Below are 21,655 nucleotides of genomic sequence, written 5' to 3'. Positions count from 1 at the left end.
CTCTCCTTATAAAGTAAATATCGCTTCTCTTATAATTTCGCCTACGCTTGGATGAGGGAATATTATCTTCTTGATTTCATCTATACTCATCTGGCTTTCTACCATAGTCACAGCGCCGAGTATGAGTTCGCTTGCATAATTTGCTATCATATGTACGCCTACCAAAGTATTCCATTTTTTATCCACAACGATTTTTATTATACCGCTGCCGCCTTCGTTTTCCGCAACGTATCTTCCCGAATACTGCATAGGAAGTTCTTTTACAATTACATCCATTCCTTTTTCTTTTGCGCTTTCTTCGCTCTCTCCCACAGAGGCTATTTCGGGATTTGTATATATTACGCTCGGCACTGCGTTATACTTCATCCTGTCCTTTTTGCCGAGGATATTGTTTACCGCCACTTCAGCTTCTCTGTAAGCCGTATGAGCAAGCATTATCCCGCCTACACAGTCACCCACTGCATAAACGTTTGCCACATTCGTTTCCTGTTTTTCGTCTACTTTTATACATCCGCGTTCTATATATATATTTAAACTTTCAAGTCCGAGACCTGCGGTATTTGCTCTTCTTCCTATTGAAAGAAGTACTTTATCCGCCTTTACTTTTTCTTCTTTTCCGTCTTTTTCAAAATATACGTATTCTTTATCAAGCTTAATCACTCTTGAACTTAAATTAAATGTAATACCTTTTTTTTCGTATTCTTTCTTTAAGATTTCAGAAACTTTAGAATCGATCGGTCCCGCAATTTTATCGAGCATTTCAACTACGGTTACTTTACTTCCGATACTGTTGAAATAACTTGCCATTTCAAGACCTATAACTCCTCCGCCTATCACTACGAATTCTTTAGGAGGAACTTCAAGCTTCAAAACTTCCTTATTGGTAAGTACAAATCCGCTTTCAAGCCCTTCTGCCACTCCCGGTATAGGAGGTTTTACACTGTCCGAACCGCTGGCGATTATAAGATATGTACTTTCCTTTATTTCTCCGTTTACTTCGACTTGTACTTTGCCGTCCTTTTTGCCTTTTATTACGGCACTTCCCATTACTACTTCTACTTTTTTGGATTTAAGAGCCGCTGATACTCCACCGACCAAAGTCTTTATCACTTTATCTTTTCTTTTAACCACTGCTTCGTGGTCTATACTTATCTTCTCAGCTTTGACTCCGTACTTTTCCCCGTGAAGAGCTCCGTCATATAGCTTGGCTGAATATAATAAGGTCTTTGTGGGTATACATCCTTCGTTTAGACATACCCCGCCGATATGTTCCTTTTCTATCAAAAGAGTTTTCTTTCCGCCCTCAGCCGCTCTTTCGGCAGCGAGGTATCCGCCCGGACCTGCACCAATAACGATTACATCATACATAAAAATATTTCCTCCTATTTTGCAAGTAATGCACTAAAGTTTTCCAAGTTTTCGCATAAGTCTTTGAGTAACCTTGCAGCATCCGCTCCGTCAACGGCTCTGTGGTCACAAGTAAGTGATAAGTTCATGGATTTATAAGCAACGATATTTCCATCCACCACTTTTACCTTATCAGTAAGTCCGCATACACCGAGTATACCCGTTTGCGGAGGATTTACTATAGGTGTAAAACTTTCTATACCGAACGAACCGAGATTACTTACCGTAAAGCTTGCTCCCGTAAGCAAATCGGGACTTATCTTTCCTTCTCCTGCCATAGAACCGAGTTCTTTGGCTCTTATAGATATCTCGTTTAATGACATATTGTTTGCACCAAATATAGTCGGAACGAGAAGTCCCCTAGGTGTATCCACAGCCATACCTAAATTTACATCATTAAACACTCTTAATTTTTCATCATCATAATGGGCGTTGAAACTCTTATGATCGAGTAAAGTCCTAGAAACTGCATACATTATGATATCGTTGATAGTTATATTCACAAGCCCCATCGCTTCACTGCTTTTCTTTAATGACTTCCTGTAAGACATCATAGCCGTTGCGTCAAAGGACCTGTTGAAAGTAAGCTGAGCCATACTTGTAAGCGAAGCATGCATTGATTTTGCGATAACTTTTCTTACGTTGGAATGTTTGATATCTTCATATTCAGCAATTTCTGCATTATTTGCAACGTTTACATCGACGGCGTCACAAACCTCTTTTTTATCTTCACCTTTTACTATCTTAAATCCGTTTTTAGCGAGAGTTAAAACATCTCGTTCTATTATCCTGCCGTCAGGTCCTGTAGGTACTGCTTTAGACAAATCAAGATTTTTTTCTTCCGCCATCATCTTTGCTCTCGGAGAAATTTTTTCTTCATCTCCCCTGCCGGTAGATACTAAAGCTACTTCTTCTTTTTCTTCCTTAACTTCTTCATTCGCTTCGTTTTCCTCTTCACTTCCCGATGAAGCACTTAAAAATTCACTGATGTCCTCTCCTTCATTTCCGATCACACATACTGTGTCTAGACAAGGTACGTCGTCCCCCTCTTCAGCTAAAATTTCCAAAACCGTACCGCTCACTTTAGCTTCTTCTTCAAAGGCAGCTTTATCCGTTTCATATTCAAATAAAACATCTCCTTCATTTACGCTGTCACCTTTTTTCACGTTCCATTTTGTGATGATACAGCTTTCGACTGACTGCCCCTGTCTGGGCATAATAACACCGGTTGCCATACTTTACCTCCTCATAATAAAGTTATTTCAAATAGTTATTTACTATTTTTTATCTATAAAGTTTTTAATAATATAATCTGCTATCCTATCGGAACTGTTTCCGTCCAAATATTTATAATGAGTATTTAAATTTCACACTTTACTTTTAAGATGTATAATCAAAAAATTACTGTAAATAATATTTTATAAAAATTTTATTTTTAATTATTATTTTGAGTTTATATAAAATGTCTTCTATACCGTAATTATACTTTATAAAGTTTCTTTTGTCAAAGAAAATAAGCTTTAAAACGTAAAAATACTTATTTTTATTTTCAGCACGAAACTAAATGTAAGCATTTATTCGCAGTAACTCAACAGTAAATATTAAAATTTTCAGACAAATTAATTATGACTATACTTTTTTTTACAGTTATGATACAATATTTTACCATGATAAATATTAAAAAAGAGGTAAGTAATATGTTTTACATCGATATGATAATATCAAAATTAATAATATTCTTAATAAACATTATTGATAAAAGCAGGGGAACCGATTTACCGGGAAAAATCGCTTTGAAACTTAATAAAAAATTCCCGCTGGGATTTAAAAATATAGATTATGATAAGGTGATTTTCGTAACGGGGACCAACGGAAAATCCACCACGACGAATTTGATACATCACGTACTTAAATCAAATGATTTCAGTGTCGCTTCAAACCTGGAAGGAGCAAACCTGATTGCGGGTATAACGACGACACTTATTAAAAATTCCACAATAACAGGAAAGCTTAAACCCGAATACTTCGTATTTGAAATAGATGAAAGGTCTCTTAAAAATATACACAGAGTTATCCCTGCAAAACACTTGGTGATAACAAATCTTCAAAAAGACCAGGTACACAGGAATGCGGACCCCGACTTTATCTTAAGGAAGATAAAAGGTGTAGTCAAAGAGGATATGCATTTATACCTAAATAACGAAGAACCGAGAAGCAAATCTTTTGAAGACAGTGCCGATACCGTTACCTACTACAGCGTAGATAAAAATGTAAGGTCTGTTGTGGATGAAGACAGACTTGGGGTCACGATGCCTTGTCCTAAATGCAACCATAAAATCAATTTCAATTATTATAACGTAGACAACGTAGGTGATTTTAACTGCACAAACTGCGGATTTAAAAGTGAAAATTCACCTAAATATCAAATGAAAGATGTGGATTTCGAAAACGCAACTTTCACGTACGACGGGACAACATTCAAAATGCCTTACAACGTTCCTTTCATGATGTATAACTATGCACTTGTTATCGCTCTCGGAGATACACTGGGGCTTACAAAAGAACAAATGCAGCATTCTTTCAACACCTTTATAAATATAGGCGGAAGAATAGAGACTATAAAATACAAAGATAAAGAGCTTAAATATATAAGGATAAAGCAGGAAAATCCCGAAACTCTTCAGTCTGCAATAGACGTGGTGTCAAATGACAAAGAGGAAAAGACTTTCATTTTGGGACTTTGCATAATCAAAGACGAACCGCCTCACTATACAAATACATTTTATGCTTACGATTGTAACTTCCATGAACTGGTAAATTCAAATATAAAAAAATACATCGCCTTTTCTAAATACGTATGCTACGATACGGCAAACAGATTTGTATACGAAGGTGTTGATAAAGAAAATATAGCTGTTTTAAACACGGATAATGTTGAAAAGATACTTGAAGAAGTGGATAAAGCGGGATGTAAAAATGTATACTTGATAACATGGCTTGAAACATTTATAGACATCAAAAACTACGTTAAGAAAAACAATTTATAGGAGAGAAAAATGGGAAAAGAAATAAATTTAGCTTACCTATATCCGGATATATTAAACCTACACGGCGACAGAGGGAACGTCCTTGCTTTTGATAAAATAGCAGGAGAAATGGGTATCGAACTAATAACTACAAGGGTAGACAGTATCAGTGAAAAAATAGACTTCGACAAATTTGATATAATCCTTTTATCTCCCGGCGAACTGAAAGTAATGGATACTATCATAAATGCGTTTAGTAAACAAAGAGATGAGCTTGAAAAGTATATAGAAGATAATAAGTACTTATTTACTATCGGGACTACGGGAGCGATACTGGCAAAAGATATAGTATTCGAAAACGGAAACAAAAAAGAAGGTCTCGGTATCTTCGATATGACAGCAGAGGAAAGAAGCTCTATATACGGAGATGATCTTACATTCAATGCAGACATAAACGGACAGGAAATGGAAATAATATCTTGTCAGATAAATTCCATAAATATAAAATTTAATACAGATATAACTCCCTTCGGAAATGTCAATTACGGATACGGAAATGACAGCGAACATAAAGAAGGAGCAATAAGAAACAATCTTATTTACACAAATGCTTTGGGACCGGTATTCATTAAAAACCCTTGGATGACTCAGGAAATAATCATTGATATAGCCGATAAAAAAGGTATTGACGTAAAAAACAAAGACTTGGATTTTTCTTTGGAAATAGCGTCAAAAGAAACAATAAAAGATTTTATCAGTAAAAAAGAAGCGGTAAAATAATAAGAGGCGTTATGCCTCTTTTTTTTGTTTTAGTTTCATATTGGAAACATATACACCTAAGAGGACCAAAATGCTTCCGAACAGCTGAAGAAATGTAAAACTTTCGGAGAGTATAACTATACCGCTTAAAATAGAAACGACGGTAGAAAGCCCGACGAAAGAAGCAGTCTTATTGGTACCGAGAAATTCGATAGCGGTATTGGAAAGGAGAAATGCGATTATTGAAGCACCAAACCCCAAATATAATACTGTAATCAAAAAATCACGACTATAAAAAGGAAACATCATGAATTCATTAAAAGTACCTTTTAACAAATGCTCACCCGTGCTGATAAGACCAAAGAAAACAAAACCCATGGTTATCATTATGTAAGTCTTTTCGATACTTGTAAAATCAGCTGCTTTTTTGCAAAATACAGAGTATAGGCTGTAAGACAAAACAGCTATAAAAAGCATTATGTAACCAAGAATGTCAAAGGAAGCATCCAAACCTTTTACTATAACGGTAATGATGACACCGGTGAAAGTAATACCTATACCGACTATCTGATTTTTACTTGGTTTTTCCTTTAAAATAAGTGCTGAACATAATAAGGTAACAATAGGTATGCTCGCTATTATCGTTCCGCTTTCACAAGCGGTAGTAAGATCTATACCGAAAGTCTCAGAAGTAAAATAAAGGATAGGACAAAACAAGGCGGTCATTAATATAGGTTTTAGATTTTTACCCTTAAAATCTACTTTTATTATCTTAAATAATAAGCATAGGTTTATGCCGATAAAGGCAATCATAAATCTCCAGCTTAAAACATCAAGAGGAGAAAAAGATAACGTTATATGTTTCGTAAATAAATAACTGAGTCCGAATATCGTTTCACAGACTACCGCACAAATAATCCCAATGGTCAACTTCTTTTTCATTTTGTTTCTCTCTATATTTATTTTTTTCAAATATCATTAATAATACCGTAAATGAAACCAAAATACAAATTTAACCGAATATTTAGAAATAAAATAGATTATAAATTGATTTTTCTTAAAAAAATAGTAATAATTTGTTAAGTTTGCGATATATCACACACATTCTGTCGTAAAAAATACTATTATTATAGATATATTTTTATATCCTCCAATCCCAGAAATGTACATACAAACTTCGATATCAATATTATTTTTAAGGAGGATTTATTCATGAATTTAAGGAAAGCAGTAACAGACAGAATCAAAGAATTATGCGAGGAAAATCATATGACTATCAATTCGATGGCAAATATTTGTGGTATGCCGCCATCAACTATTTACAGTATAAAGAAAGGCAAGAGTCAAAATCCGGGTTTGAAAACGGTGTATCATATTTGTCTAGGCTTAAATATCCCATTATCAGAATTCTTTGACAGCCCAATATTCAATGAATACGAAGATATATAAAAATGTAAAAGGACCGCTTTATATTGAAGCGGTCCTTTTATGGAAAAATGGTAAACATATATAATTATTTGGAAATAATCAGCCTTTATATTTTTCGTCAAGCTTTGTTACTTCATCCACATTACTTTGACTCTTACATCCCTCTACAAAGTCATTATCAAGCCAGTGTTTCAAAACAACCTTTGCAGTTTCTTTTCCTATTACCCTGTATCCCATAGTAATAATTTTAGCATTGTTGCTTAAGCTTGCCCTTTCCGCCGAATATGGGTCATGGCAAACAGTAGCGAATACTCCCGGAACTTTATTTGCGGCAATACTCATACCAATCCCTGTACCGCAGAACAAAAGACCTCTGTCGTAATCTTCGTCCCTTACAGCCAAAGCGACTTTTTCTGCAACGTTAGCATAGAAAGTCTTGTCGCTTTCTTCTTTTACACCAAGGTCCGTAACTTCGTATCCTTCATCTTTTAAATAAGATACTATTTCATCTTTCAAAAGTAAACCGACTGCGTCGGCACCTACTGCTATTTTTTTCATCTAATCTCTCCTTTTATTCGTAATCAAATCCGGTACATTTATTCATGACTTTGACTATTGTGTCATATGCGTTTTTATCTTCAAAAAGTATTTCATAAAGGGCCTGTAGGAACGGAAGTTTACTTCTGTCCAAAACACCCTTTTCTTCCAGCTGAGGAATTAGCTGCCATGCAAATTTTATTGCATTGTAACCTTCAACGGTTATATCTTCGTCTCGCATTTTCTTTATGGCTTTCGTTCCCGGCATTCCGCCCCCGCACACTTCTCCGAGTATCCTGTTTCTTCCCGCTTCACATGTGATTTCCAAATCCCCTACTCCCGGCTGTCCGATAACAGAAGAATAGCTTCCGCCCATTGCTTTTGTAAGAACACCCATTTCAGCTACCGCAAAAGTAAACAGTGCCGCTTTGCAGTTATTGTTAAGTTTGCCGTCGAGTTCTTTAAAGCCTTCCGCCATACCCAGTCCTATAGAATAAGCATTCTTCATTGCCGCACAGATTTCAAGTCCTATGACATCACTTGATATACCTACATTGTATTTATCCGTTACCAGAAGGCTTCTCATATATTTTGCAGCTTCTAAGTCCTTACTTGCATAATCCACTGAGTTAGGACATTCCCAAACGACTTCAACAGCCTTACAAGGTCCCCCTACAAAGACGAAAGGAATTTTACCTGCTAAATTTTTTGGAAGCAGCTCTTCCAATATATCCGGAAGGATTATTACTTTATCCTTATCTTTTAAATCATATTCAAACCCTTTTGCCACACTTCCCACTACCATACCTTCTTTTAAATAAGGTATAGTTTTTTTAAATACACTTGCAAGCCCGTCACTGGTTATCCCCATGATAACAAGGTTGGCATCTTTCATAGCCTCCTCAAGTTCTTCATTATAGAAATAATTTATCCCCTGAGCAAGTTTGCATTTGTGCTTAATATGAGTCCCGTCTTTTTTCAGCTGGTCTATGATTTTAGTATCAAGATGAGTCCCCCATAAATTTACATCGTGTCCGTTCTTTCTAAGCGGTGTGGTTAGGGCACTGCCCATTGCACCGGCGCCAAGTATTGTAACATTAGCCATATTATATGTACCTCTCTTTATATAATTACTGTATATTATATAAAAAAACCATAACATAATAACACATTTACAATGTGCTCGTGTTATGGTTTCTCTTATAATCTCTTCCAAAACTTGTATTAAGTTATTAACATTATATACGAAACATGAAAATTTTTCAATATATTTTTAATCATATTTCACAACTTTTTTCTCCAAATATGAAACTAGGAAATACATAAGTCCCGCAACCACAGATAATATAACGACTCCTGCCATTACCAGGTCAAGGTTGAATACCTGAGAACCGTATACTATCAAATATCCGAGCCCCGCTTTGCTGACAAGAAATTCACCCATTATAACGCCGACCCATGAAAGACCGACATTTATCTTCAAAGCATTGATAATATTTTTTATGCTTGAAGGAAAAACTGCTTTGGTGAAAATCTGCATTTTACTGGCATTGAATGTCCTCAGTAAAATTATCTTTTCTTCGCTTGCCTGCATAAATCCGGAATATACTCCTATTATTGTAGCAACTATGGAAATTGCAAGGGTCATAATCAAAATAGAACCCATTCCTGCTCCTGCCCATACGATTATAACAGGACCGAGAGCTACTTTAGGAAGTGCGTTTAGCACTACCAAATAAGGATCCAAAATCTTTGCGAGCCTTTCGCTCCACCATAGCATCATTGCTATTATGGTCCCGAACACCGTTCCGAGAGTAAATCCGGCGACGGTTTCGAATGTCGTTACGAATAAGTGGTTATATAGACTGTGGGTCTTTATTAAATCCACTATAGTTTCAAATACTCTGCTTGGAGAGGAAGTAATAAATTGATTGATCCATCCAAGTCTGGCTGCTGCTTCCCATAAAACAAGAAATAAAACCAGGATACCTATCCTAGAAAAACTAACTATGAACCTTTCCTTTTTCTGTTTTCTTAGGAACTGCTCATGTTCTTTCTCTTTTAATTCATTATATATGCACATCTAAATCCCTCCAAATCTTATCATAATAATCCGAAAACTCTTTAGCCTTACGTCTTTCGACGGGCGATAAAGAATCGATTGAAAGGTTGATATCATATATATTTTTGACTTTAGCGGGTCTCGAAGAAACAACGATAACCCTGTCTGCCAAAGATATTGCCTCCGATAAATCATGAGTGACGAGGATAGCGGTCTTATGGCTTTTTCTTATTGCGAGGCTTATATCCTCACTTACCGCAAGCCTTGTCTGATAATCGAGTGCCGAGAATGGTTCATCTAATAATAGTATATCTGGTTTAAGTGCAAGTGTTCTGATTAAAGCTACTCTTTGTCTCATCCCTCCGGATAGCTGCCTTGGGTATGCATGCATAAAACTTTCAAGCCCATACATCTTTAAAAGCCCCAAAACATATTCTCTGTCTTCATCATCTATTTTTCCCTTACCCCTTATTTCAAGCCCCAAAAGAGCATTGTCTAATATAGTCCTAAAGGAAAAAAGCTGGTCTTGCTGAAGCATATATCCAATACTGGGATCTTCTTTTTTATATTCAAAGTAGCCCCCGCTTGGTTCGATCAATCCTGAAAGCATTGATAGAATTGTACTTTTTCCGCACCCGCTAGGTCCTACGAGTGCGATAAACTCACCTTCATATACATCTAGAGAAAACCCTTCTACTGCCGTAACTACACTTTTTTTAGTATGAAAATTCTTAACTAAATCATTAATTTCTACTATAGGCTTTCTCATAATATCTACTCCTTATAATCTATTTTGCTTTTTGTGCAAATGTAGTGTTTACTAAATCTTTATAATCCGCTTTTTTATCCAATTGACCCGCTTCGCTCATGATTTCCTGAAGTCTGTCAAAAGAATCTTTTGTGAGTACCGGAGTATCTTTCCAAGCATCTATGTCTTTATATCTGTCTATTACTTTAACCAGTGTTTCTTTATCGTTATCAGGGAAGAAATCTTTGATTTGATCGGCTATTTCTTCGCTGCTTGCAGTTTGAACGTAATCAAGTCCTTTTTGAACCGCATTTGTAAATTTCTGGATAATCTCAGGGTTATCCTTTATGAAACTCTTTTTAGCGTTGTAAACAGTATATGGGACTTCACCGCTTTCTTCTCCGATTGATTTAAGTACATAACCTTGTTTATTAGCTTCAACTTCCGTTGCGCTAGGTTCGAATAATGCTACATAATCTCCCGTACCTCCGACGAATGTACCTGCCATTGCAGCAAACTGAATAGAAGTATCCATTTTTACATCTTTTTTGAGGTCAAGACCGTTTTTCTTCAAAACATATTCAAGAGTCATTTCAGGTACACCGCCTGCCCTGCCTGCTATGATATGTTTTCCTTTTAAATCGGAATATTTGAATGATTTGGCATCATCTTTTCTTCCAACCAAGAAAGAACCGTCTCTCTTTGTTATTTGAGCAAAGTTTACAGGATAATCTTTTTCTCCGCCTTGTTTAACATAAATGGTAGCTTCGGGTCCGCAGAATCCGATATCGCTGTCTCCGCTTAAAACAGCCGCAGTAACTTTGTCTGCACCTTGAGCGGTGGTAAGTTCGATGTCGAGCCCTTCGTCTTTGAAGTAACCTTTGTTTATTGCCGCATACTGCGGAGCGTAGAAAAGAGAACGAGCAACTTCACTCACTTTGACCTTTGTAAGGTCTTCACTTTTTCCGCAGCCAACAAAACATGTAAGACACATCAGCGCACTGATAGCCAGTGCTATAAGTTTTTTCAATATATAATCCCTCCTAAAATTATTATTCACATTATAATATGTGAAATGACCTTCTTTGGTGAGCCCTGGTAAAGTCTTTTATTGAAAATTTCATTAATTAATAGTAATATATACATATGTAATTTTTAAGGAGAATGATATGGGGACGATTGTAAATATAATAGCGATACTGATAGGCAGCAGCATAGGCATGGTAGGTAAAAAAATAGTTGATGACAAAATTGAACTCAGTATAAAAAATGTATTGGGGCTTTCTACTATTATAGTAGGGATTTTGGGAATTATTACTTCCAGTATAACAATAAATAAAAATGGTACTCTTCAGTCAAACAGCGGACTTCTCTTGGTAATAAGTCTTGTAATAGGTACGCTGGTCGGGGAACTTTTAGATATCGATACAAAAATAACTAAAGTGATAAAAAGTTTTGAAAAAAAATTAGACATTGGAGGATTTTCTGACGGATTTATCCCCGCTTCTGTTTTATTTTGTACGGGAGCTATGGCGATTGTCGGAGCACTAAATGACGGACTTCTTAATGACCCTACTATTTTATATACAAAGTCCATACTTGACGGAGTAATTGCAATTTTATTTACAGCCACTCTGGGATTTGGGGTGTTTTTCTCCAGTGTAAGTGTGGGAGTTTATCAGGGTTCAATAACTCTTCTTGGAATATATTTATCTCCTTATCTATCCGATGCACTTGTAAACAATATATGTTTGGTGGGATATGCAATGGTAGTATGTATAGGGCTGGATCTGATGAAGATAAAAGAAATAAAAGTACTTAATATGCTGCCCGGGCTTTTGATACCTATAATATACGCTTTAATATTTTAACAAAAAAAGAACCTTTAAAAATCGGTTCTTTTTATTTTATACCACTTCGGGGCACTACGCCTGCTGCACAGATTCCGCGCCCCTAACTTTTCTAATTTTTAATTTCATATACAACTTATCACTCAATACTATCCTGTTTATTATCTTTAATAAACAGCATAAATAAATATAAAGTAACAATAAAAAACAATGTATAAGGACTAAAAAAATAATGAATAACCATAAATATACTTAGTCCCCATAAAACTAATAATAATATAATATACGACAGCAAAATAATTTTATTTATTTTATCAGTTTTATAATCATTATAATATTTAACAATTATAAAAATAAAAATGGAAGCTAATATCCCGGCAATTATATCCATACAATATCTTACTTTCATTGTCATTAAAAATCTATCATAATAATAATCCAACTTTGTTTCAAAGTAAGGAAGAACAAAAATCAAATACAAAGGTAATAGTATCAGTGACAAATAATATAATTTCTTATTCATATAAAATCCTCTCATTAAAAAATATGTAACTTTATAATCATACTCTTTTATGAGATATTATACCATACAAATCTTTAAACCAAGTATATACATAATGGTAATCTTATTAATTTATACCTAAAAATTAATTAAAATCAATAAAAGCCTTTAAATTATTAATTTAAAAAGATATACTTCTAAATATAACTTTTTACTTAGGGAGAAAAATATGAAAGTAACTTTAGTAGGCATAAACTCAGCCTATTCACATACAAACTTAGCAGTATACTATCTTTTAAATAACTCTATTCCAAAAGGAATTGAAGCAAATGTAAAGCAACATAATATAAATATGCTGGAGGAAAATGTAATTGAAGACCTATTCTATGAAAAAAGCGATGTTTACATATTTTCTTCTTATATTTGGAATATAGAGTACGTTCTTAAAGTTGCTTCGTCACTAAAGAAAACGACAAATGCAAAAATCGTTCTTGGAGGAAGTGAAGTAAGTTTCAATGCAAAGAATTACTTTGATAACTACGACTTTATAGATTATATAACTGCGGGAGAAGGCGAAGAAATAACTTATAAGCTGCTTGACGGATTAAATAATAATGAAAAAATAAATATAGAAAATGTATTTGACAAAAATTCCAAAGACTACACTTATATAAAAAAACATATAGACTTTAATAAAGTCATATTTCCTTATAAAAATGTAGATATGAAAGAATTTGAAAATAAAATCATATATTATGAAAGCCAAAGGGGATGCCCGTATAACTGCAGCTACTGTTTATCGGAGCTGGATAAAAGCCTGAGATTCAGAGATTTAGATAAAGTAAAAGAAGAAATAATGTTCTTTATAGATAATGATATACCTTTGGTCAAATTTATTGACAGAACATTCAATGCCGACAATAAACGAGCAAAAGAAATAATCAAATTTATACTAAAAAACAGCAGAAATACAAAATTTCATTTTGAAGTTTGTGCAAATTTACTTGACGATGAAATAATCGAACTGCTTGGAAGAGCTCCAAACGATATGTTCCAGCTGGAAATTGGACTACAGTCTATAAACGAATATACTATTAAGGAAATAAACAGAACTACGGATACGGAAAAAATAGGTATCAATGTTCTAAAACTCTTAAAGAACGATAATGTTCATATACACTTGGATCTTATTTCGGGTCTTCCATATGAAGATTTAAATTCATTTAAAGAAAGTTTTAACTTTGCTTATAATTTGAAACCCCATATGCTTCAGCTTGGGTTTTTAAAGATCCTTCACGGAACAATGATGGAAAAGAAAAAGAAAGATTATGATTTAAAATATAATGATTTTACACCATATGAAATATTATCAAATAAATGGTTAAGTTATGAAGATATATCTAATTTGAAAAATATAGAATTCCTCGTAGACAGGTATTTTAACTCAAATAATTTTTATAATACACTGGAATATTTTGTAAATAGGATAGCAAATACACCTTTTGATTTTTACGAAATGCTAAAAGATTATTTTATAAAAAATGAATTATTTAAAAGAAGTATAAGTAAAGATGATTTATATGAAATCTTATATGATTTTCTAAAATCATACGATGAAGAAATTGCCTATAATTTATTAAGCTTCGATTATTTAAGTTATGTCAAAATAAGAAAGCCAAAAAAAGATTTTATAGAAAAAATAGGAGTTTTAAACAAAGAAGAAGTTTTTGAAATGTTAAAATCCAAAGATTTCAGAGAATTATACTTAAATGAATATAATGAACTTTCAAACAAGGAACTTTATAAAAAAATAAGTCTGTATAAATTTGCAATAAACCCTATTACAAAAGAAAAGAAAGAAACAACGATTTTATTAAAAAATAAAAAGCAAAATAAAGTCAGACTTGGTAATGAATATTTTTGCTTAAATTAAGTAGAAGTAAATAAATATAATAAAAATAAATAAAATTAAAGAAGAAGAATTAAATTGTTTAGTTAATTTATGGAAAGATAATGTTAAAGTTACACATATATTTTTAAAAGAAGATGATATTAAAAATTTAAATCCTATGGTAAATGAAGCATTAAAGCAAATTCAACATTTATTGATTATAAAAGATAATGATAAAATCAAAGGTTTTATTGGTATAGAAAATAATAAAATATAAATGTTATTTGTAGAAGTAAACAGCAGAGGCACAGGTTACGAAAAAAAATTAATTGAATATGTCATAAATAATTTGAATGTAAAATATGTTGATGTAAACGAACAAAATCCTAAAACATTGGAATTTTATGAACATCAGGGTTTTAAAATCTTTAAAATAGATGAATACGACGAACAGGGAAATCACATCCCTATCCTTCATTTGGAGTTAAAATAAATTATAAAAATAAACCTCACATAAAATATTATGTGAGGTTTTAAATTTCATTTGCATTTCTCATATAATTTGCAACATCATCGGGTACAGCAAAATCATATCTGGCACCTATCGATTTGAATCTAACGACAGATTTATCCTTATAAACAGCAAAGCTGTTCGTATCTTTTTCATCGCTTAATATGTATTCATAGCAGTATTCTTTATCAAATGAGCTTTTATCACTACGTTTATAATTGGATTTATCGCTTGCTTTCCATTTATCTATCTGCAAATTATCCACAAATTTTGCTATTCGTTTTTTATCTCTTATTACCTTTATAACTTTATCATTAGTTCTATCCATTACTTCAATTTTATTAGAAGATTTCAGTACATCACTGTACTCCCCTATTGGTTCTGCCTTATTAACAGAAGAACAAGAAAAGAAAAATACACATGACAACATTATAAGAAGCATGCTACATAAAAACTTTTTCATAATTCCCTCTCAAAACTTTCGTTTTACCTATATTATCACAGTTTTTAATTTTTAACTATAGATTATATAACTTTTTTACTAATTATGATATAATTTTTTTATTAATGAGGTAAAAAAATGGTTGAAACGATAAAGGGAACGATAGACAGGATAATATATCACAATTCAGATAACTTATACACAATTGCAGATGTGGATGTGAACGATATTTTAATCACCATTGTTGGGTATTTTGAAAATTTAAAACCTGGAATAGAAATAGAAGCTGAAGGTGAATATATCAATCATATAAAATACGGAGAACAATTCAAGGTAGAAAAACTTGAGATAGTCATCCCTACCGATACCGATTCTATTTATAACTATTTAAAAAGCGGAATGGTCGGAGGTATCGGACCTAAAAAAGCAAAAGAAATAGTAGAGCATTTCGGAGATAAAACGCTGGAAATTTTAGAAAAAGATCCAATGAGACTTTCAGAAGTAAAAGGTATAGGGAAAAAGACTGCACTTTTAGTCGGTCTGGAATATAAAAATCAAGGAAATATGAGAGATATTGTCTTAAAACTTTCTAAATATAATATCAAGCCTAACTATGCAAAAAAATTATACGACGAATATAAGGGAGACACTTTAAACATAATTCAAACAAATCCATATGCGCTGATTGATGATGTATACGGGATAGGCTTTAAAAGGGCAGACCAAATTGCCATGAGCGTAGGAATAGAAATGGAAAGTCCTTACAGAATAATAAGCGGGATCAAATATACTCTAAGCAGTTGTTACAGAGACGGAAATACTTATATATTAAAGGATGAGCTCGAAGACAAAGTTGCTAAGATACTTGGAGTTAACAAGGATATAATATCTCATAATTTAGCTAACTTATTTTTAGATGACAGTGTAATACTCGAAGTTACGGAAGATGAAGAAAGATGTTTTTTAAAAGAATTATATGAGTGCGAGATCGAAAGTGCCAAGAACCTTATGAGTTTAATTTCTTATAATGAAAAGGACAATGAGGAAATTGACTTTGATAAGCTCATTAAAAAGTATGAAGAAATAAACAAGATAAACCTTGATAAAACACAGAAAGAGGCAGTAATAAGTGCAATAAAATCAAAAGTATCTATAATTACAGGGGGACCCGGAACAGGTAAAACCACGATTATAAATGCTATTATTTATATCCTTGGAAGTATAGGTAAAAAATATACCCTAACGGCTCCTACAGGAAGAGCTGCAAAAAGAATGAGTGAGTCCACCAAAAGCGAAGCAAAAACGATCCATAGGCTCCTTGAATATGAATACACATTGGAAGATGACCACTTTCTGTCCTTTGGAAAAAATGAAGATAACACTATAGACAGCGAATATATTATAATTGATGAAATGAGTATGGTCGATATTTCTCTTTTTGATGCATTTTTAAAGGCTGTAAAACCTAAAACCTCGTTACTATTCGTAGGAGATATAGATCAGCTTCCGTCAGTGGGCGCAGGAAATGTCCTTTCAGATTTAATATCAAGTGAAATATTTCCCGTTACAAAACTCGATACTATATATCGTCAGGATAAAGAAAGCTTGATAATAACAAACGCACATAGGATCAATAAAGGTAAGATGCCGATACTAAAAAAAGAAGCAGACGATTTTTATTTTATAAATACCATAACTCAAGAAAAAATCAAAAGAAATATATTAAATATAGTTTACAACTATAAAAATACACCTTTGAAAAAATATGATTTACTAAAAGATTTTCAAATCATATCTCCGCTGAAAAAAGGACTTGCAGGCGTAAGCGAACTAAATAAATCGGTGCAGGATATATTAAATCCAGCACATAATGCAAAAAATGAGATACAGCACGGTTCGACTACCTTTAGAGAAAATGATAAGGTAATGCAAATAAAAAACAATTATCAAATCAAGTGGACAGATATAAATACCCTTAAAAAAGGTGAAGGTGTTTTCAATGGAGATATGGGAATAATCAAAAAAATAGATAAAGAAAAACAAACTCTTGAAATCATATTTGATGATGAAAAAAGAGTTATATACCCTAAAGAGCAAATGGAAGAATTAAATCTTTCTTATGCCATTACCGTACACAAGAGCCAAGGAAGTGAATTTAAAGCCATTATAATACCGATATTCAGCGGATATTCCGGATTTTTAAACAGAAATCTATTATATACTGCCGTTACAAGAGCCAAAGAAATGGTCATTTTGATTGGAGAAGTCAACGGACTTAAATCAATGATCAAAAGTGTTCAAAAGAATAAAAGAAAAACTACACTTGCCAAAAGGCTGCACGACTTTTTATAAAGGAAACAAAAAAATGAGGGAAAATAATGTAATAAAAGAAGTAATGAATAAAATATTGTTTCCAAGAAATCCCAAATGCAGCGTCTGCAATAGGATTTTAATCCATAAAGATGATATTTACTGCAGTAAATGCGATGATAAAATGGAATGGATACACAGCAGAAGATGTGATATTTGCGGAAGAGCCATGGATAGCGACGGATATTCAAATATTTGTGAAAACTGTGAAAAGGATGAAAATTATTTCACGGCAGGTTATAGTTTATGGAGTTATGATAAATATTCCAAGAGAATTATAAAGAAAATTAAATACGGAGGGTATGAAAGACTTGCAATGAATTTAGGTGAAGTTTTATATAAAAACACTATAAATTTAGACTTCCTAAGCGAAGTAGATATGGTCATCCCTACCCCTTCGGATAAAATAAGATTTATAAAAAGAGGATATAATCAAGCATATTTAATAGCTAAGGGCTTTTGTGACAAAAGAACCTTACCTTTAAGAGAAGATATAGTGATTAAAGAAATAGCGACAAAAGATCAAATCGGTCTTAGCGAAAAGGAAAGAAAAGCAAACTTAAAAGGAGCATTTAGTGTTAAGAATGATAATGATATAAAAGGTAAAACAATATTAATTGTTGATGATGTTTTAACGACAAGTGCAACTATAAACGAGATAAGTAAAGTCCTTCTTGAGCATAATGCAAATAAAATATACTTTTTAACCATAACTTCCAAAAAAAATATCAATTAAAAGACTATAAAAGTAGAAAATTTATGAAAACGTGTTATAATATAAATAAATTAATAATTATATATACATATTATAACTTGAAAATAAATCTACATATAGTAGATATGATAAATACAAATACATAATATATTTAAAAACAAACCAAAACATAATTAGTTCGAAAACAAATCAAATATGACCAAGACAAATTTACCTAAAAGTAATTAAACCATCAAAAGAAATAATATTAAAAAAATAGTTGATGATGTTTGATTAATAATGATAAGTTTGTTGAGAGATATTACTAGAATATTAAAAAGACTAAATTCATATTCTAGTACAAAACCATTTATTAAAGAAACGAGGTAAATAACATGAGAACTGACATTAAATTCAAAAATTATAATGGTGACTATGCTTTACTTGAAAAGGAACTGGAAAAGAAATTATCTAAACTAGATAAATATTTTCCAAAAGATCCTAAAGCAAACATTATGATAAGCGAAATAAGAGGCCTTGTTACAACTGAAATCACTGTTACGGTTGACTCTACATTTCTTAGAGTAGAAGTATCAGATAGAGATGTTAGAAATGCAGCGGACAAAGCAATAGAAAAATTGGAAGCTCAAATCAAGAAAAACAAAGAAAAACTTAAAAGAAAGTTAACCGACTCTATCAGATATGATGAAAGCGAAGAAGATGTAGAACAAGAAGATTTAAAGATCGTTAAAAGCAAAAAATTTGCAATCAAACCAATGTCTGCGGAAGAAGCTGCATTACAAATGGAACTACTCGGACACATGTTTTTTGTATTCCTAAATGCGGATGATGAAGCAGTAAATGTAATATATAAGAGAAAAGATGGTCAATATGGCTTAATTGAGCCAGAATTTTAGACTAAATTCTTAAAAAGTATTGAATTTTTATTCAGAAAAATGTTAAAATGTAGTGTCTATGGTTTTAGCTATAGGCACTACAACAATATTTGGTAGAAAATTGTATAAAATATTTATTTTTATTAGAACGAATAGATTAATAATACTTTAGCTTTTTTACGGTATAGGAAAGGAATTGATTATGTTTTTACTTGAAATCGCAATTATATCCATAATAGTTGGACTAATACGAAAAGGAAGTATAAAAAACTTTTTTATCGGAGGACTGAGAGGCTGGTACATTTTCCTTGTAGCCATAGTGCTTTTCATGTCTCAGAAAGTATTGGCTCTGGCAGGTGTCACAGCATTAAATGATTATGCCTTCTGGATAACAATAGCAGCATACATATTATTATTTGTGGGATTATTCTTAAATTTAGAAGGAATATGGGCTTACGGTCTGCTTATCGGAGCTTTAATGAACTTCGTTATAATCGTTTTAAACGGAGGTCTAATGCCTGTAAGTGAAACTGCACTCGCTACAGCTGGACTTGGCAACGCCGTCGGATCTTATATGACCAAATTTGGTTCAACCATGGCTGTTGCAACCGACTCAACGATATTCTTATGGAAATATTTGGGAGCGATCATTCCTCTTCCCCTACCTTCGATTTTAGGAGAAGTATTAACTCCCGGAACCATAGTCATGGGTATAGCTTCATTTGGGTTTATACAAAGCATTATGACCACTCAGTATATGGATGAAGACGAATATGAAAAATACATGAGTGAATTAAGCAGTGAAGATAAAAAAGATATCCCGCTTCTTGACGATGCTTTGGAAGTAAAAAAAGAAGCTAAAGGTAAAGATGATATATCAGACGATGATCTTGACTATACCACAAACATAAGCGATGAAACAAAAGAGCTTTTAGAACCTAGCGACGATGACCATACATTTGACGATTTAAAAGATGACGCACTTCAAAGTACTAACGAAGAACTCGGCGATGACTTCTTTGCAGATTTTGAACTCGATGATTTAAATGAACAGGATATGAGCGAAGAAGCTGAAGAAGCTATAAACGAAGAAGAGCTGTCAGAACTTGAAGAAGAAGGTTCTAAGTTAGAAGATGAAGATTTATTAAAAGAACTTGAAGATGAGTTTAATGAAAACGAAGAAGAGTTATTTAATGAAGACGCATCATTGGACGAGCTAATGGATGATGCATTCTCAGAAGATGAATTTGAAAACGAAAGTGAAGAAGATTCCTTTGATTCATTATTAGATGATGCATTTGGAGAAGAAACCGAAGATATATCGCCGATAGAAGAAATAAATGACAATGATAATAACTTATTCGAAGATATAGCACCGATAGCCGGTGCAGCGGGACTTGCCGCAGCAGGACTTGCTATGACAGATAATAAAAAAGATGAAAAAGAACCTGACCTTGAAGAGTTATTGAATGAAGCTCTTGGAGACGATGAAGACGACGAAGATATCAACGAACTTCTAAATGAACTTAGAAACTTATCCAATGAAGATGATGATGTTAAAAGCATACTGGATGCTGATAACACAGAAGAACTAGCTTTAGCTGAAGAAGATAACGAAGACAGCGGTATTGATTATGACTTCTTTAAAGACGATGAAGATAATATAAGTGAAGTGGAAACAGTAGAAGCTGAAGATTATGATAAAATAGAGGAATACGAAGAAGAAGATACTTCTAATATTGTTACAAAAGAAGATGAAGAATTATTAGATAGCAAACCTAGTATTTCATCAAGTGAAAACATAAAAGATGCAAAAGAAATGCTTAGAAGAGTCGGAACAACTAAAGTAAAAACATCCGATCCTGTAAATCCTATGCCTGATGTCGATGTAGACAGTCCTTTCATTATTGCTGACGGAAGAATTGTTGAAAATCCTTATTACAAATTTAAAAAAGGTACATCATCAAGAAGAGAAGAAGCTTTATCATCACCTGAAATAGATGATAACGGGATATACGTTATGAGCGGAGGAGGACTTGCAAAGGTAAAAGGAGACAAAGTAGAGCCCCAAATACCAAAAGATACTCCAAGGAAAATCCCGGTAAGGAAATCTAATATACCTAATCTAACATCTACACCAAGCTTTATAGATAAAGCAAAAGAAGAAATAGTAGAAGATAAACAGGAATTTGAACAATTCAGACCGGAGCCACAGGAGACTTTCACAAGAAGAGTAGAACCTCAAAATGAAAAACCAAGAAGAGATAAGTATTCTCAGTCGGTTATAAATACTCAACCACAAAGAGAACCTAGTATGACTATAGTCAATGACTCATCTACCGGAAGAACAGTAAGTACAAACAGAGACAATTACAACTATCCTAAAGAACAAGTTTTAAGAACGACTAAAGAACCTGTTTTGGATGAAAGCGGAAGAGAAGTTCCAAATCCATATGAAAAAGTGGAAATGAAAATCGGAGATGTGGAAATTAAGTTCTGGAAAAAAGATAATCAATAAAAAGTATAACCACG

19 protein-coding genes are annotated in these 21,655 nt (G+C 33.0%); 10 read left to right on the top strand and 9 right to left on the bottom strand.

Annotated elements, in window-relative coordinates:
• Positions 1 to 6: 6 nt before the first annotated feature.
• Together lpdA and NSA01_RS05610 are read right to left on the bottom strand one after the other, a co-directional pair.
• Positions 7 to 1,368 carry a dihydrolipoyl dehydrogenase gene (gene lpdA, locus NSA01_RS05615; RefSeq protein ID WP_257480526.1) on the bottom strand — a complete coding sequence of 454 codons (1,362 nt, stop codon included), beginning with the start codon at positions 1,366 to 1,368 and terminating at the stop codon, positions 7 to 9.
• Between the two features lie 14 nt (positions 1,369 to 1,382).
• Entirely contained in the window at positions 1,383 to 2,642 is a 1,260-nt protein-coding gene (locus tag NSA01_RS05610; RefSeq protein WP_257480525.1) for a dihydrolipoamide acetyltransferase family protein, read from the bottom strand.
• Positions 2,643 to 3,104: 462 nt separating this feature from the next.
• On the opposite strand from NSA01_RS05610, the gene NSA01_RS05605 reads away from it, so the two are divergent.
• The gene (locus NSA01_RS05605) at positions 3,105 to 4,454 is read left to right on the top strand and encodes a Mur ligase family protein (protein WP_257480524.1); all 1,350 of its coding nucleotides are present in this window, start codon (positions 3,105 to 3,107) and stop codon (positions 4,452 to 4,454) included.
• 9 nt (positions 4,455 to 4,463) lie between these two features.
• On the top strand, positions 4,464 to 5,213 hold the full coding sequence (locus NSA01_RS05600) for a hypothetical protein (protein WP_257480523.1): 750 nt from the start codon (positions 4,464 to 4,466) through the stop codon (positions 5,211 to 5,213).
• 9 nt (positions 5,214 to 5,222) lie between these two features.
• Here the strand turns inward: NSA01_RS05600 and NSA01_RS05595 are convergent, their stop codons facing one another.
• A complete protein-coding gene (locus NSA01_RS05595) occupies positions 5,223 to 6,134 on the bottom strand; it encodes a DMT family transporter (protein ID WP_257480522.1) in 912 nt (303 codons plus the stop codon).
• 270 nt (positions 6,135 to 6,404) lie between these two features.
• On the opposite strand from NSA01_RS05595, the gene NSA01_RS05590 reads away from it, so the two are divergent.
• The gene (locus NSA01_RS05590) at positions 6,405 to 6,641 is read left to right on the top strand and encodes a helix-turn-helix domain-containing protein (protein ID WP_257480521.1); all 237 of its coding nucleotides are present in this window, start codon (positions 6,405 to 6,407) and stop codon (positions 6,639 to 6,641) included.
• Between the two features lie 78 nt (positions 6,642 to 6,719).
• On the opposite strand, the gene NSA01_RS05585 is transcribed toward NSA01_RS05590, so the two are convergent.
• The 5 genes from NSA01_RS05585 to NSA01_RS05565 all read right to left on the bottom strand — a co-directional run bounded on the left by NSA01_RS05585 (position 6,720) and on the right by NSA01_RS05565 (position 10,997).
• Positions 6,720 to 7,178, bottom strand: coding sequence for an RpiB/LacA/LacB family sugar-phosphate isomerase (locus NSA01_RS05585; protein WP_117531788.1), 459 nt, complete (start codon positions 7,176 to 7,178; stop codon positions 6,720 to 6,722).
• Between the two features lie 13 nt (positions 7,179 to 7,191).
• On the bottom strand, positions 7,192 to 8,262 hold the full coding sequence (locus tag NSA01_RS05580) for an NAD(P)H-dependent glycerol-3-phosphate dehydrogenase (RefSeq protein WP_257480520.1): 1,071 nt from the start codon (positions 8,260 to 8,262) through the stop codon (positions 7,192 to 7,194).
• A gap of 168 nt (positions 8,263 to 8,430) precedes the next feature.
• Complete coding sequence (locus NSA01_RS05575; protein WP_257480519.1) at positions 8,431 to 9,240, bottom strand: ABC transporter permease; 810 nt, start codon at positions 9,238 to 9,240, stop codon at positions 8,431 to 8,433.
• On the bottom strand, positions 9,227 to 9,988 hold the full coding sequence (locus NSA01_RS05570) for an ABC transporter ATP-binding protein (protein WP_257480518.1): 762 nt from the start codon (positions 9,986 to 9,988) through the stop codon (positions 9,227 to 9,229). The genes NSA01_RS05575 and NSA01_RS05570 overlap by 14 nt, the downstream gene beginning before the upstream one ends.
• A gap of 19 nt (positions 9,989 to 10,007) precedes the next feature.
• Complete coding sequence (locus NSA01_RS05565) at positions 10,008 to 10,997, bottom strand: ABC transporter substrate-binding protein (RefSeq protein ID WP_373887185.1); 990 nt, start codon at positions 10,995 to 10,997, stop codon at positions 10,008 to 10,010.
• A 139-nt stretch (positions 10,998 to 11,136) separates the two neighbouring features.
• Between NSA01_RS05565 and NSA01_RS05560 the strand changes: the two genes are divergently transcribed.
• The 3 genes from NSA01_RS05560 to NSA01_RS05550 all read left to right on the top strand — a co-directional run bounded on the left by NSA01_RS05560 (position 11,137) and on the right by NSA01_RS05550 (position 14,703).
• A complete protein-coding gene (locus NSA01_RS05560; protein WP_257480517.1) occupies positions 11,137 to 11,838 on the top strand; it encodes a DUF554 domain-containing protein in 702 nt (233 codons plus the stop codon).
• Between the two features lie 710 nt (positions 11,839 to 12,548).
• Positions 12,549 to 14,252 carry a B12-binding domain-containing radical SAM protein gene (locus NSA01_RS05555; protein ID WP_257480516.1) on the top strand — a complete coding sequence of 568 codons (1,704 nt, stop codon included), beginning with the start codon at positions 12,549 to 12,551 and terminating at the stop codon, positions 14,250 to 14,252.
• A 235-nt stretch (positions 14,253 to 14,487) separates the two neighbouring features.
• Complete coding sequence (locus tag NSA01_RS05550) at positions 14,488 to 14,703, top strand: GNAT family N-acetyltransferase (protein WP_257480515.1); 216 nt, start codon at positions 14,488 to 14,490, stop codon at positions 14,701 to 14,703.
• A 40-nt stretch (positions 14,704 to 14,743) separates the two neighbouring features.
• Here the strand turns inward: NSA01_RS05550 and NSA01_RS05545 are convergent, their stop codons facing one another.
• Complete coding sequence (locus tag NSA01_RS05545; RefSeq protein WP_257480514.1) at positions 14,744 to 15,184, bottom strand: hypothetical protein; 441 nt, start codon at positions 15,182 to 15,184, stop codon at positions 14,744 to 14,746.
• Between the two features lie 117 nt (positions 15,185 to 15,301).
• Here NSA01_RS05545 and recD2 point away from each other — a divergent pair, with 117 nt between their 5' ends.
• From recD2 to NSA01_RS05525, 4 genes are all read left to right on the top strand, one after another.
• Positions 15,302 to 17,515: an SF1B family DNA helicase RecD2 gene (gene recD2 / locus NSA01_RS05540; RefSeq protein WP_257480513.1), complete on the top strand. Its 2,214-nt coding sequence runs from the start codon at positions 15,302 to 15,304 to the stop codon at positions 17,513 to 17,515.
• Positions 17,516 to 17,528: 13 nt separating this feature from the next.
• Complete coding sequence (locus tag NSA01_RS05535; RefSeq protein ID WP_257480512.1) at positions 17,529 to 18,269, top strand: ComF family protein; 741 nt, start codon at positions 17,529 to 17,531, stop codon at positions 18,267 to 18,269.
• 353 nt (positions 18,270 to 18,622) lie between these two features.
• Positions 18,623 to 19,144 carry a ribosome hibernation promotion factor gene (locus NSA01_RS05530; protein ID WP_007049661.1) on the top strand — a complete coding sequence of 174 codons (522 nt, stop codon included), beginning with the start codon at positions 18,623 to 18,625 and terminating at the stop codon, positions 19,142 to 19,144.
• Between the two features lie 181 nt (positions 19,145 to 19,325).
• Positions 19,326 to 21,641 carry a DUF5317 family protein gene (locus tag NSA01_RS05525; RefSeq protein WP_257480511.1) on the top strand — a complete coding sequence of 772 codons (2,316 nt, stop codon included), beginning with the start codon at positions 19,326 to 19,328 and terminating at the stop codon, positions 21,639 to 21,641.
• The last annotated feature ends 14 nt before the right edge of the window (positions 21,642 to 21,655 follow it).

It is taken from the genome of Anaerofustis stercorihominis, from assembly GCF_024623185.1.
Lineage (GTDB): Bacteria > Bacillota > Clostridia > Eubacteriales > Anaerofustaceae > Anaerofustis.
This window is presented reverse-complemented; position numbering and strand designations above follow the sequence as displayed.

Bases quoted from the DNA above. Each gene is read 5' to 3' on its own strand.
- NSA01_RS05550 (WP_257480515.1), top strand. From the start codon at position 14,488: ATGTTATTTGTAGAAGTAAACAGCAGAGGCACAGGTTACGAAAAAAAA.
- lpdA (WP_257480526.1), bottom strand. From the start codon at position 1,368: ATGTATGATGTAATCGTTATTGGTGCAGGTCCGGGCGGATACCTCGCT.
- recD2 (WP_257480513.1), top strand. From the start codon at position 15,302: ATGGTTGAAACGATAAAGGGAACGATAGACAGGATAATATATCACAAT.
- NSA01_RS05605 (WP_257480524.1), top strand. From the start codon at position 3,105: ATGTTTTACATCGATATGATAATATCAAAATTAATAATATTCTTAATA.
- NSA01_RS05545 (WP_257480514.1), bottom strand. From the start codon at position 15,184: ATGAAAAAGTTTTTATGTAGCATGCTTCTTATAATGTTGTCATGTGTA.
- NSA01_RS05575 (WP_257480519.1), bottom strand. From the start codon at position 9,240: ATGTGCATATATAATGAATTAAAAGAGAAAGAACATGAGCAGTTCCTA.
- NSA01_RS05600 (WP_257480523.1), top strand. From the start codon at position 4,464: ATGGGAAAAGAAATAAATTTAGCTTACCTATATCCGGATATATTAAAC.
- NSA01_RS05560 (WP_257480517.1), top strand. From the start codon at position 11,137: ATGGGGACGATTGTAAATATAATAGCGATACTGATAGGCAGCAGCATA.
- NSA01_RS05580 (WP_257480520.1), bottom strand. From the start codon at position 8,262: ATGGCTAATGTTACAATACTTGGCGCCGGTGCAATGGGCAGTGCCCTA.
- NSA01_RS05570 (WP_257480518.1), bottom strand. From the start codon at position 9,988: ATGAGAAAGCCTATAGTAGAAATTAATGATTTAGTTAAGAATTTTCAT.
- NSA01_RS05525 (WP_257480511.1), top strand. From the start codon at position 19,326: ATGTTTTTACTTGAAATCGCAATTATATCCATAATAGTTGGACTAATA.
- NSA01_RS05530 (WP_007049661.1), top strand. From the start codon at position 18,623: ATGAGAACTGACATTAAATTCAAAAATTATAATGGTGACTATGCTTTA.
- NSA01_RS05535 (WP_257480512.1), top strand. From the start codon at position 17,529: ATGAGGGAAAATAATGTAATAAAAGAAGTAATGAATAAAATATTGTTT.
- NSA01_RS05610 (WP_257480525.1), bottom strand. From the start codon at position 2,642: ATGGCAACCGGTGTTATTATGCCCAGACAGGGGCAGTCAGTCGAAAGC.
- NSA01_RS05590 (WP_257480521.1), top strand. From the start codon at position 6,405: ATGAATTTAAGGAAAGCAGTAACAGACAGAATCAAAGAATTATGCGAG.
- NSA01_RS05595 (WP_257480522.1), bottom strand. From the start codon at position 6,134: ATGAAAAAGAAGTTGACCATTGGGATTATTTGTGCGGTAGTCTGTGAA.
- NSA01_RS05585 (WP_117531788.1), bottom strand. From the start codon at position 7,178: ATGAAAAAAATAGCAGTAGGTGCCGACGCAGTCGGTTTACTTTTGAAA.
- NSA01_RS05555 (WP_257480516.1), top strand. From the start codon at position 12,549: ATGAAAGTAACTTTAGTAGGCATAAACTCAGCCTATTCACATACAAAC.